General features: G+C 70.9%; 10 protein-coding genes. 7 read left to right on the top strand and 3 right to left on the bottom strand.

All coding sequences use genetic code 11. The annotated features are described in order from the left end of the window. A partial coding sequence (locus tag J5F18_RS11870; RefSeq protein WP_346298833.1) for a translocation/assembly module TamB domain-containing protein occupies nucleotides 1-3650 on the top strand: 3650 nt, incomplete at its 5' end. A gap of 88 nt (nucleotides 3651-3738) precedes the next feature. Then, nucleotides 3739-4275, top strand: a complete 537-nt coding sequence (gene msrA / locus J5F18_RS11865; protein ID WP_346298832.1) for a peptide-methionine (S)-S-oxide reductase MsrA — start codon at nucleotides 3739-3741, stop codon at nucleotides 4273-4275. Nucleotides 4276-4343: 68 nt separating this feature from the next. Here msrA and J5F18_RS11860 read toward each other — a convergent pair whose 3' ends face one another. Together J5F18_RS11860 and pepQ are read right to left on the bottom strand one after the other, a co-directional pair. Beyond that, nucleotides 4344-5378, bottom strand: a complete 1035-nt coding sequence (locus tag J5F18_RS11860; RefSeq protein WP_346298831.1) for a hydrolase — start codon at nucleotides 5376-5378, stop codon at nucleotides 4344-4346. A 7-nt stretch (nucleotides 5379-5385) separates the two neighbouring features. Beyond that, entirely contained in the window at nucleotides 5386-6681 is a 1296-nt protein-coding gene (gene pepQ / locus J5F18_RS11855) for a Xaa-Pro dipeptidase (protein ID WP_346298830.1), read from the bottom strand. Nucleotides 6682-6813: 132 nt separating this feature from the next. Between pepQ and J5F18_RS11850 the strand changes: the two genes are divergently transcribed. Continuing rightward, a complete protein-coding gene (locus J5F18_RS11850) occupies nucleotides 6814-7290 on the top strand; it encodes a cytochrome c (protein WP_346298829.1) in 477 nt (158 codons plus the stop codon). A 23-nt stretch (nucleotides 7291-7313) separates the two neighbouring features. Here J5F18_RS11850 and can read toward each other — a convergent pair whose 3' ends face one another. Then, nucleotides 7314-7961, bottom strand: coding sequence for a carbonate dehydratase (can, locus tag J5F18_RS11845; protein ID WP_346298828.1), 648 nt, complete (start codon nucleotides 7959-7961; stop codon nucleotides 7314-7316). A gap of 203 nt (nucleotides 7962-8164) precedes the next feature. On the opposite strand from can, the gene gorA reads away from it, so the two are divergent. From gorA to J5F18_RS11825, 4 genes are all read left to right on the top strand, one after another. Then, nucleotides 8165-9583 carry a glutathione-disulfide reductase gene (gorA, locus tag J5F18_RS11840; protein WP_346298827.1) on the top strand — a complete coding sequence of 473 codons (1419 nt, stop codon included), beginning with the start codon at nucleotides 8165-8167 and terminating at the stop codon, nucleotides 9581-9583. A 345-nt stretch (nucleotides 9584-9928) separates the two neighbouring features. Next, nucleotides 9929-10507, top strand: a complete 579-nt coding sequence (gene ectA, locus J5F18_RS11835) for a diaminobutyrate acetyltransferase (protein ID WP_346298826.1) — start codon at nucleotides 9929-9931, stop codon at nucleotides 10505-10507. Between the two features lie 88 nt (nucleotides 10508-10595). Further along, nucleotides 10596-11861 carry a diaminobutyrate--2-oxoglutarate transaminase gene (ectB, locus tag J5F18_RS11830; RefSeq protein WP_346298825.1) on the top strand — a complete coding sequence of 422 codons (1266 nt, stop codon included), beginning with the start codon at nucleotides 10596-10598 and terminating at the stop codon, nucleotides 11859-11861. Nucleotides 11862-11962: 101 nt separating this feature from the next. Continuing rightward, nucleotides 11963-12373, top strand: a complete 411-nt coding sequence (locus J5F18_RS11825; RefSeq protein WP_346298824.1) for an ectoine synthase — start codon at nucleotides 11963-11965, stop codon at nucleotides 12371-12373. Nucleotides 12374-12418: the final 45 nt, after the last annotated feature.

The raw sequence follows: 12418 nt of genomic DNA, 5'->3' as shown, positions 1-12418 counted from the left end.
GCCTCGACACCCTGGCCGTCGAGGGGGCCCGGGTGCGGCTCGCCCCGGGGGAGGAGGATGACGAACCCGCCGCCGGCGAGCCGCCGGAGGAGATCCGGCTGCCGTTTCCGGTGGAGCTGCGTCGCCTGTCGCTGGCCGATGTCGAGGTGGCCCTGGCCGACGGCACCCGGCTGCGCTGGGACAGCCTCACCAGCGGCGCGGTGGCCGAGGAGGACCGGGTGACGCTGCTGCCGACGCGCCTGTCAGGCACCCGCGTGCTGCTGCCGCTCTCGCCGGGGGCGCAGCTGGCCCTGAGCGAGGCCGAGCACGAGGGGCCGTGGCTCGCCGCCGAGGCGATCGATGCCGCGATTGCCGTGCGCTCGCCGCTGCCCGCCGAGGTGGCGGCGGAGCTCGAGGGGCTGGCGGAGACACCGCTGGCCGAGCAGCCGCGCCGTGAACTGCCGGAGATCCGCCTGCCGCTGCGCCTGGAGGTGCCGGAGCTGCTGGTGGAGGATACCGCCCTGGAGGGCGCCGTGGCGTACGCCGTCCAGCGCCTGGCCCTGACCCTCTCGGCCGAAGGGCACGAGGTCAGGCTGCACCCCCTGGAAGTCGCCAGTCGCGATGCCGATGCCCGGCTCGAGGCCCGGGTGGCACTGCGCGACGCCTACCCCCTGGAGGCCAGGCTGCAGGGCGCCCTGTGGTTGCCCGACCAGCTGCCGGCGCTTGCCGGCCAGCGCCTCGACCTGGCCCTGGACGGCAGCCTGGCCGAGCTGCTGCTGAGGCTGGAGCTCACCGGGCCGGTCAACGCCGCCCTCGATGCGCGGCTCGATGCCCTCGACCCGACCCTGCCCTTCAGCGCCGCCCTGCACAGCGACCTGCTGCAGTGGCCGCTGCCCGGCGCCGTGGCGGACGACGAGGCGGGCGAGGCTCCGGCGCCCTGGCTGGTGGAGGAGCTGACGCTGCGCGCCGAGGGCAGTCTCACGGGATACCAGGTGGCCACCTCGCTGATGGTGGAGGGCCCCGAGGTGCCTTTCACGCGGGTCGCCCTCACCGGCAGCGGCGACCTCGAGCACTTCGCCTGGACGCCCCTCTCGCTGAGCCTGGCCGGTGGCTCCGTGATCACCCGGGGTCGCGTCGACTGGGCCGAGGCCCTGGCCGTGGAGGCCGTGGCCCGCCTGGACCGGGTCGAGCCCGGGCGCTTCGTGGAGGGCCTCGACGGGCGCCTCGACGGCGACCTCGAGGCGCGCTTCGCCCAGACCGCCGAGGGCTGGAGCCTGGCGGTACCCCGCCTGGCCATCGCCGGGGAACTGCAGGGCCTGCCCCTTGCCCTCGACGCCCGCCTGGCCGGCGACAGCGAGATGCGCTGGCAGATCGAGACCCTCGACTTCCGCCAGGGCGACAACCGCCTGACCGCCGCTGGCCGGGTCAGCGAGGCTGCCATCGACCTGGCCGGCGAGCTGGACCTGCCGGCCCTGGAAAGCCTGCATGAGGCGCTCTCCGGCACCCTGGCGGGCCGCTTCACCGCCGCCGGCACCCTCGAGGCGCCGCAGCTGGAGCTGTCGCTCGGCGGCGACGACCTGGCCTTCGCCGACAACCGCCTGGCGGCGCTGCGCCTGAACGCCGACGTCAGCGGCCTCGAGGACCCCAGCCTGGAGGTCCTGTTGGAGCTCGAGCGGCTGAACGCCGCCGGACAGCGCTTCAGCGAGATCACCCTGGCCCTGGACGGACGCCTCTCCGCCCATCGCCTGACCCTGGAGGCCCAGGCCGGCCGCGGCATGCCGCTCTCCCGCGCGGCCCTGGCCCTGGAGGGCGGGCTGGATGCGGCGCGCGAGCGCTACCGCGGGGAGCTGCTGCCCCTCGAGGTGGACAGCGACTTCGGCGATCTGCGCCTGGTCCAGGCCCTCGCCTTCGACGCCAACCTGCCCGCCGGCAGCGTGGCGATGCAGCCGTTCTGCCTGCGCCGCGAGCAGGGCGGCGAGCTCTGCCTGGTGGACCCGCTGCAGGCCTCGGCCGACAGCGGCGGCGCCCGGCTGGCCCTGCGCGACCTGCCCATGACGCTGCTCGAGGAGTGGGTGCCCGAGGAGTGGACCCTGGAGGGGGCCAGTGAGCTCGACCTGGTGGCCGAGTGGCGCCAGGGCGGCAGCGCCTGGCAGGCCGAGCTGCGCCTGGCCAGCGACCTGGCCCTGGAGGGGCTGGACGCCTATGGCCAGCCCTGGTCGCTGCCGGCGTCGCGGCTGGTCGCCGAGGTCTCCGCCAGCCAGGCCCGCGCCGAGGTGGACCTGGCACTGGAGCTCGCCCAGGCCGGCGACGTGCGCCTGGTGCTGGGCATCGATGACCCGGTGGGTGCCGGCCGCCTGGAGGGGCGCCTGACCCTGGAGGCCCTGCAGCTCGAGCGCTACCGCGCCCTGATGGCGGGCATGGAGACCCTGGAGGGGCGCCTCGACGGCGACATCACCATCGGCGGGACGACCCAGGTCCCGACGCTCGATGGGCGCCTCGGCCTGGCCGGCCTGCGGGTCCGCGGGGCGGACGTGCCCCTCGAGGTGCGCGACGGCGAGGTGGCGGTCGAGCTGGCGGGGGATCAGGGACGCATCCAGGGCTTCATCGCCGCCGAGGAGGGCCGGCTCGCCATTCGCGGCGATGCCGCCTGGCCGAGCCCCGACGACTGGCGCATCGCCGTGGACCTGGACGGCCGGGAGCAGCCGCTGCTGGCGGTGCTGCCGGCCTTCGGCCGGCTGCGCCTGGCCCCGGACCTGCGCATCCGGGCGCAACCCGACCGCCTGCAGGTGCGCGGCAACGTCCGGGTGCCCTGGGCCAGGCTCGAGATCGGCGAGCTGCCCGCCTCGGCGGTCTCCCCGAGCCCGGACGAGATCATCATCGAGCGGGCCGACGTCGAACCCGGGGAGGACGCCGCCCAGGCGCTGGCCAGGGCGGGCATGGCCGTGGACGTGCAGATCGAGCTGCGTCTCGGTCCCGACATGCAGCTGGCCGCCTATGGCCTCGAGTCGGGCCTCGCCGGTACCCTGGAGGTGCGTCAGCAGAGCGGGCCGGTGCAGCTGTTCGGCGACGTCAACCTGGTGGACGGCCGTTTCCGCGCCTACGGCCAGGACCTGCTGATTCGCGAAGGGCAGCTGCTGTTCAGCGGCCCTCCGGACCAGCCGCTGCTCAGCTTCGAGGCGATCCGCAACCCCAATGTCACCCAGGACGGCGTGATCGCCGGCCTGCGGGTGACCGGCACCGCCGACGAACCCCAGCTGCGGGTCTTCTCCGAGCCCGCCATGGACGAGGTGCGGGCACTCTCCTACCTGCTGCGTGGCCGTGCCCCGGCCGACGGCGACACCGATGGCGCCCTGACCCAGGCGCTGATCGGCCTGACCCTGGGGCAGACCGGCGGTGCCGTGGGCGCCATCGGCGAGGCGTTCGGCATCTCCGACCTGGCGCTGGAGACGGCCGGTGTCGGTGACGAGAGCCAGGTGGTGGTGGCCGGCCAGCTGACCGACGACCTGCGCATCAGCTACGGTGTCGGGGTCTTCTCGCCGATCGCCGAGCTGACCCTGCGCTACACCCTGTGGCGCAACCTCTATCTGCAGGCGGTGTCCGGCGCGGCCCAGGCAGTGGACCTGGTCTACACCTTCAGTCGCCCCGGCAAGCCACCGCGGATCAGCGAGTGACCCGGCGCAGCAGCGCCACATGGGTCGCCGGCAGCGGCCGACGACCGAACCTGAGGAACCACAGCGACAATCGGGGAGGGAAGGGACCATGACGACGGAGACCTGCGTGCTGGGCGGTGGCTGCTTCTGGTGTCTGGATGCCACCTTCCGCCTGGTGGCGGGCGTGCAGCGGGTGGAATGCGGCTATGCCGGCGGTCAGACGCCCGCCCCGACCTACGAGGCGGTATGCGGGGGGGATACCGGCCACGCCGAGGTGGTGGAGCTGGTCTATGACCCGGCGGTGATCGGCTTTCGCGACCTGCTGGCGATCTTCTTCACCCTGCACGATCCCACCACCCTTAATCGGCAGGGCCATGACGTGGGCACCCAGTACCGCTCGGCCATCTTCACCCGGGACGAGACCCAGGCGAAGGCGGCCCGGGACGTGATCGCCAGCCTCGAGCGAGACGGCGCCTTCGCGGCCCCCATCGTCACCGAGGTTCGCCCGCTGGAGACCTTCTATCCCGCCGAGGCCTACCATCAGGACTACTTCGCCAAGAATCCCGGCAACGCCTACTGCCGGTTCGTGATTCCGCCCAAGCGCGACAAGCTGGCCCGGCACTTCGCCGACCGCCTGAAGGGCTGAGCGTCGGTCGGCACTGGGGGGAGGGGCCAGGGGCGAGGCGGCGCGGGCCCCGGTAAGCGTCCGCCGGCTCAGCGGCTCGGCGGGTCGCTCTCGGTGGCCAGGCGGCGGGCCGGGCAGGCGAAGGCCGGCGCCCAGTCCTCGAGCTGGCGGGCCACCCGTCGCGCCAGCCAGGAGCCCAGGCGGCCCCCTCGGCGCTCCATGAAGCCCACGTGTCCCCCGTGCCGGGCGATCTCCACCCGCACGGCGTCCCCCGGTGCCGGCAGGCGGGCGAAGAGGTCGGCGGGCATGAAGGGGTCGTCCTCGGCGTGGAGGATCAGGGTGGGCAGCTCCAGGTCGCCGATCCAGCGTCCCGCCGAGGCGCGCTGGTAGTAGTCCTCGGCGTCGCGAAAGCCGTGGAGCGGCGCGGTGATGGCATCGTCATAGTCGCGCAGGGTCCGCAGCCGGTCGAGGGTGTCGCGGCTCAGCGCCAGGGGAAGGGTTCCCACCCGGCTCGCCGCCTTGGCCTTGAGCGAGGCCAGCAGGTGGCGCTCATAGACCCGGGCGAAGCCCCGGTGGATGGCGTCGGCGCTGGCGGCCAGGTCCAGGGGGGCGCCGATGGCGATGGCACCGGCCAGGTCGAGGCCGTCGCCGCCCTGTTCGGCCACCAGCTTGACCAGCATGTTGGCGCCCAGCGAGACCCCGGCCGCCACCTTGAGGGCGCGGGGGTAGCGGTGGGCCAGCTGGCCGATCAGCCAGTAGGCGTCGGCGGTGTCGCCGCTGTGGTAGGCCCGTGGCAGCCGATTGGGGTCGCGGCCGCAGCCGCGGAAGTGCATCAGTACCGCCCGCCAGCCCAGTCCGGCGGCGGTCGACAGCAGCTCGCGGGCATAGGGGGAGTGGAAGGAGCCCTCCAGCCCATGGAAGAGGATGAAGAGCGGGGCGGCGGGATCCGCCGGGGTCGGGGTCACCCAGGCGAGGTCGACGAAATCGCCGTCGGGGAGCTCGAGCCGCTCCCAGCGGTGGGGCACCCGTCGACGCGGCAGCAGCCGCGGCAGCAGGGTCTGGACATGGCGGTTGGCCAGCCCCGCGGGGGGAGTGAAGTCGGCGCGATGCAGCTGCCCGCTCATGGCACAGTCAGCCTTCCCGGGAAGTGAGATTGACGGGACCCTCCGCAGTCACCAGCACGTTGTCCTCGATGCGGATGCCGCCGTGATCGGCCAGCGCCTCGAGACGCCGCCACGCCACCTCGGGGCGGTGGCGGTGGGCCTCGAGCAGCATCGGAATGAGATAGAGCCCCGGCTCCATGGTGACCACCATGCCGGCCTCCAGTTCCCGAGTCAGGCGCAGCGACGGGTGCTCGGCCGGCGGCGGCAGGGGGCGGCCCTCGGCATCGACACGCCCGGCCACGTCGTGGACCTGCACGCCGAGCAGGTGGCCGAGGCCATGGGGGCAGAAGGCCCGGGTGAGCCCGCTCTCCAGCACCGCCTCGGCGGAGGCATTGACCAGCTGCTGCTCCACCAGCAGCGTCGCCAGCCCTTCGTGCAGGCGACGCTGCAGGGCCACGAAGCTCCCCCCCGGGGCGAGGCCGGCGATCAGGCGCTGCTGCAGGGCGGTGAGGCCCTCGACCAGGGGCGCGAACTCGGGCGCGGCATCGGGCCCCGGCCAGGTGCGGGTGATGTCGGCGCAGTAGCCGCGATGGCGGCAACCGCCGTCGAGCAGCAGGCTGTGACGCTTGCCGGGCGGCTCGAGATCGTAATGCTGGTAGTGGAGCACGCCGCCGTGGGCGTTGACCCCGACGATATTGGCATAGGGCAGCTCGCTCTCGCGCTGGCGGGCGGCCCCCAGGTAGGCGAGCTGGATATCGAGCTCAGCCCCGCCGGCCAGGAAGGCGTCTCGGGCGGCCCGATGACCGGCCAGGGCGCGCCGATTGGCCTTGCGCAGGCAGGCCACCTCGTAGTCGCTCTTGCGCACCCGCAGCTCGTCCAGGGCCGCCACCAGCGCCGGGGGGTTGGCCGCGGCCCCCAGCGCCTGCGCCATGGCGGGCGACGCCTCGCCCAGCACGGCATAGCGGCCGCGCGGCAGGGGCGGGGGCTCGGGGGTGTCCCGGAGCTCGACCCGGAAGCGAGCCACCCAGGGCTCCTCGGGGAGACGGGCGGGCAGGTGCCAGAAGTCCGCCGGGGCGTACAGGTAGAGGGTCGGCGGCTCGCCGGGGCGCACCAGCAGCCAACTATGGGCCAGACTCGCCTGGCCGGTCCAGTGTACGAAGTGCCCGTAGGCGGAGAAGCTGGCGTGCTGGTCGTCGCCGAAATGACGGGCCGGTCGGCCGCTGTAGAGCAGCACGCCGTCGTACCGGTGCTCGGCCAGCACGCGGGCGTAGTCCTGCTGCAGGCGGTCGAGGTGGTCGTGCTGCTGGCGATGAAGCTCGGTCATGGCGGCGGGTCCTGGCTGGCCAAGTATAGCCTACAGTGTATCGCCCGGACGGGCGGCCCGGCAGGGCAGACAGCAGCGGCCGGGGCTGGCATCATGCCGCCCGATGCCACTGACATGGAGGAATCGCCGCCGATGAAATCGCTGATCGCTGCCCTGACCCTCGGTCTGCTCTCCCTGGCCGCGCTTGCCGACACGCCGGCGCCCGAGGCCGGGGGCGAAACGCCGCGCTTCGAGGAACCCCGGGAGGCGGTCACCTGGCGCCGCGAGGAGCTCAAGGGGATCGAGCGGCTGGTCCGCCAGCTGCGCTTCGACCTGGTCAACAATCGCGATGCCCGCGGCGCCGAACCACGACTGGCCGAACTCGCCGAGCGGGCCAGCGGCGAGCATCTGGCCCCCGCCTTCATCGAGGGCAGCCACGGTCGGGGCTCCGAGGCGCGACCGCGCATCTGGGAGGAGTGGGAGACATTCGAGGCCGGTTTCGGCGAGCTCGAGGAGCGCGTCGCGGCCCTGCGGGCGGCGGCCGAGGCCGAGGACTACGGCCTGGCCACCCGCGAGCTCTCGGACCTCAGCCTGACCTGCCGCAGCTGCCATCGGCGCTATCGCTACTGAGCGGCGCGCCGGGCAGCGCGGCCTCAGCCAGCCGGGGAGAGGCCCTCGATGCGGTAGAGGGCCTCGACCTGGTCGAGCCCCGACACGGTACAGTCCAGGTCCTTGACCCGGCCGTCCGCCAGGCCGTAGACCCAGCCGTGGACCCACACCTCCTGGCCGCGCTGCCAGGCGTGCTGGATGATCTTGGTACGGCACAGGTTCATCACCTGGGCCTCGACGTTGAGCTCGCACATGCGATTCACCTGGTCGTCCAGCGGCAGCGACGCGAGGGCGTCGCGGTGGTGGCTGTAGAGCTCGCGCACCGAGTGCAACCAGATATCCACCATGCCGTTGTCACCGCCGGTGACCGCCGCCCGGATCCCGCCGCAGCCGTAGTGGCCGACCACCATGATGTGACGCACCCCCAGTACCTCGACCGCATACTGCAGCACCGAGAGGGCATTGAGGTCGTTTTGATGGACCAGGTTGGCCACGTTGCGATGCACGAAGACCTCACCGGGGGGCAGCGAGATGATCTGGTTGGCCGGCACGCGGCTGTCGGAGCAGCCGATCCAGAGATAGTCGGGGTTCTGCTGCTGGGAGAGACGGGCAAAGAAGTCGGGGTCGTCGCGGCAGACCTGTTCGGCCCAGGCGCGGTTGTTCTCAAGCAGGCCTTCGATTTCCTTCTTCATGCGGATGCTCCCGGTGGTGGGTCGGATGGGCCTGGCGGCCTGTCGGGCTTGACCGATCGTCACGAGAAACGCGGGCTTCGCCGTGGCGCGGCATCGCGTCCGGTTGGCTACCAGCGACCGGTGGCTTTTTTTACCGCCTGCGCGGCGATGGGTCAAATCGTCGCCTGCTGCCTCGCCGGCCCGGCTGCTATCATGCCGCCACCATGTGTCGGGCCGCTGGCCCCAATGAACAGGAGGACCCCGTGTCCGAGACCCGCACTACCCAGTACGACTGGGATCTCTTCGTGATCGGTGCCGGCTCCGGTGGCGTGCGCGCCGCGCGTACCGCCGCGGCCACCGGCGTCAGGGTGGCCGTGGCCGAGGACCGCTACCTCGGCGGCACCTGCGTGAACGTGGGCTGCGTCCCCAAGAAGCTCTACTCCTATGCGGCCCATTTCCATGACGCCTTCGAGGACGCCGGCGGCTTCGGCTGGGAGCTGCCCGAGGCGCCGCGCTTCGACTGGGCGACCCTGCGCGACAACAAGGTGGGCGAGATCAAGCGCCTCAACGGCATCTATGGCCGCCTGCTGGAGGGCGCCGGGGTCAACCTGATCCATGGGCGTGCGCGCCTTCTCGATCCTCACACCGTCGAGGTGGCGGGGGAGGTCCACACCGCCGAGAAGATCCTGGTGGCGGCGGGCGGCTGGCCCTGGGTGCCCGAGTTTCCGGGCAGTGACCTGGCCCTGACCTCCAACGAGGTGTTCGACCTGGAGCGCTTCCCCGAGCGCTTCCTGGTCCTCGGCGGGGGCTATATCGCCGTAGAGTTCGCCAGCATCTTCAACGGCCTGGGCAGCCAAACCCACCTGGTCTATCGCGGTGAGCTGTTCCTGCGCGGCTTCGATCAGCAGGTGCGCGAGTTTACCCGCGACCAGATGGCCGCCAAGGGCGTCAAGCTGCAGTTCGGGACCAACGTGGAGCGCATCGAGCGGTGCGACGGAGGGCTGAGAGTGACCCTGACCAGCGGCGAGGTGCTCGAGGTGGATGCGGTGCTGGCCGCCACCGGTCGTCGTCCCCACCTGGCGGGGCTGGGTCTCGAGGCGCTGGACGTCGAACTGACCGGCAGCGGCCATGTGAAGGTCAACGAGTGCTTCGAGACCTCGGTGCCCTCGATCCTGGCCATCGGCGACATCGCCGGTGGCCCCGAGCTCACCCCGGTGGCCCTGGCCGAGGCGATGCACCTGGTGGCCCACCACTTCGGCGACACCCCGCCGGCCGGCCCCCTGGACTATCGCAATATTCCCACGGCGGTGTTCTGCCACCCCAACATCGGCACCGTGGGGCTCTCCGAGGAGCAGGCCCGCGAGCGGTGCGGGGCGATCCGGGTCTATGCGACCGAGTTCCGGCCCATGAAGCACACCCTCTCGGGCAGCCAGGAGCGCTGCCTGATGAAGTTGGTGGTGGACGACGAAAGCGACGTGGTCGTGGGCGCCCACATGGTGGGCGAGGAGGCCGGCGAAGTGATCCAGGGCATCGCCATCGCCGTGCGCGCGGGTCTCGCCAAGGCGGACTTCGACGCCACCGTGGGCATTCATCCCACCGGCGCCGAGGAGTTCGTCACCCTGCGCACCGTGACCCGGCGCTGATCTCCCCAGGGGGAATCGCGGCAGGGCGCGTCGGGCCACCTTCGGGTGGCCCGACGGCGTTGTGACACCCACCACGTGCCGCGGGCTGGACTAGACCGGAAGCGAGGAAGCGAGGAAGCGAGGAAGCGAGGAAGCGAGGAAGCGAGGAAGCGAGGAAGCGAGGAGACGAGGAGGGCAGTAGAGGCGGGCGTCAGGGTTCACAGGGGTCCGGCAGCGGTTCTGACTGGCGGGGCGTCATTCAACATAATATTTTGTTATGAATGAGAGGCTGGAAAATAACCCCAGATTTGAAATATCGTCTGTCACTGGTATAATCTTCTCCAAATTCGCACAGCGAACCTACCCATGATGCCAACAACCGAGCCCTTTACTCCCTCCGCCGACCTGGCACGTCCCAGCGTGGCCGATGCCGTGGTCGGCGCCGAAAGCATGTCGCTGTTCATCCGCAAGCCCAATCCGGATGACGGTTGGGGGATCTACGAGCTGGTCAAGTCCTGCCCCCCGCTGGACGTCAACTCCGCCTATGCCTATCTGCTGCTGGCCACCCAGTTCCGCAACACCTGTGCCGTGGCCACCGACGAGGAGGGCGAGATAGTCGGCTTCGTCTCCGGCTACGTGAAGAGCAACGCGCCGGATACCTATTTCCTCTGGCAGGTGGCCGTGGGCGAGAAGGCCCGGGGCACCGGCCTGGCCCGGCGCCTCGTCGAGGCCGTCATGAGCCGCCCCGAGCTTGCCGAGGTGCATCACCTCGAGACCACCATCACCCCCGACAACCAGGCCTCCTGGGGGCTGTTCCGCCGCCTCGCCGATCGCTGGCAGGCGCCGCTCAACAGCCGCGAGTACTTCTCCACCGATCAGCTCGGCGGCGAGCACGACCCGGAGAACCTGGTCCGCATCGGACCCTTCCAGACCGATCGCATCTAACCCCTCATGCGACCCGGCGGCCGGCTCCGAGCCCGGCCGCTGTCCGCACTCGTCCCTTCATTTCCTCTCTACCGACAGGAGGTCGCCCATGCAGACCCAGATCCTCGAACGCCTGGAATCCGAAGTCCGGACCTATTCCCGCTCCTTCCCGGTGGTCTTCACCAAGGCGAAGAATGCCCGCCTCACCGACGAGAACGGCCGCGAGTACATCGATTTCCTGGCCGGCGCCGGGACCCTCAACTACGGCCACAACAATCCCTCGATCAAGCAGGCCCTGCTGGAGTACCTGGCCGAGGACAACATCATCCACGGCCTGGACTTCTGGACCGAGGCCAAGCGCCACTACCTGGAGACCCTCGAGGAGGTGATCCTCAAGCCGCGCGGGCTCGACTACAAGGTGCAGTTCCCCGGACCGACCGGTACCAACGCGGTGGAGGCGGCCATCCGCCTGGCGCGCAACGCCAAGGGTCGCCACAACATCGTCACCTTCACCAACGGCTTCCACGGCGTGACCATGGGCGCCCTGGCCACCACCGGCAACCGCAAGTTCCGCGAGGCCACCGGCGGCGTGCCCACCGTCGGCGGCACCTTCCTGCCCTATGACGGCTACCTGGGCGAGGGCACCGACACCCTTGACTACTTCGAGAAGCTGCTCAACGACAAGTCCGGCGGGCTGGACGTGCCGGCCGGCGTCATCATCGAGACCGTGCAGGGGGAGGGCGGCATCAACGCCTGCGGCCCCGAGTGGCTCAAGCGCCTGGAGCAGATCTGTCGCGCCCACGACATCCTGCTGATCGTCGACGACATCCAGGCCGGCTGCGGCCGCACCGGCACCTTCTTCAGCTTCGAGCCCGCCGGCGTAGTGCCCGACATCGTCACCAACTCCAAGTCGCTCTCGGGCCTCGGCCTGCCGTTCTCCCAGGTGCTCATGCGCCCGGAGCTCGATGTCTGGAAGCCGGGCCAGTACAACGGCACCTTCCGCGGCTTCGCCCTGGCCTTCACCACCGCCGCCGCGGCCCTCAATCACTACTGGCGTGACGACGCCTTCGCCCGCGATGTGCAGCGCAAGGGAGAGATCGTGGCCGAACGCTTCCGGAAGATCGCCGACTGGATCAGCGCCCGGGGCATCGAGGCCTCCGAGCGCGGTCGCGGCCTGATGCGCGGCATCGACGTTGGCAGCGGAGAGATCGCCGACAGGATCACCCACCGTGCCTTCGATAACGGCCTGGTCATCGAGACCAGCGGCCAGGACGGCGAAGTGGTCAAGTGCCTCTGCCCGCTGACCATCAGCGACGAGGACCTCCAGCGGGGGCTGGATATCCTCGAGGAAAGCACGCGCCAGGCGCTGAGCTGAGCAAGGCGAGTGGGATGCCGGCGGCCTCGTGCCATCGCCCGGTCGCCGGGGTGACCGGGGCGTCACCGACCCCCTCATTACCGACCCATCGGAGGTCAACCATGATCGTTCGCAATCTCGATGAAGCGCGCCAGACCGATCGCCTGGTCAAGGCCGAGAACGGCAACTGGGACAGCACCCGCCTGGTGCTGGCCAATGACGGCGGCGGCTTCTCCTTCCATATCACCCGGATCTACGAGGGCACCGAGACCCATATCCATTACAAGCACCACTACGAGGCGGTGTACTGCATGGAGGGCGAAGGCGAAGTGGAGACCCTGGCCGACGGCAAGATCTGGCCGATCAAGCCGGGCGACATCTATGTACTCGACCAGCACGACGAGCACCTGCTGCGCGCCTCCAAGACCATGCACCTGGCCTGTGTCTTCACGCCACCGATCACCGGCACCGAGGTGCATCGCGAGGACGGTTCCTACGCGCCGGCCGATGCCGACGATCAGAAGCCGCTCTGATCGCACAGGTCACCGCGACAGGGTGCCCCGCCGCCCCCGGACCGC

It is taken from the genome of Halomonas sp. BM-2019, from assembly GCF_017584085.1.
The sequence above is the reverse complement of the archived record's forward strand: the minus strand, read 5'-3'. Positions and strand labels throughout refer to the sequence as shown.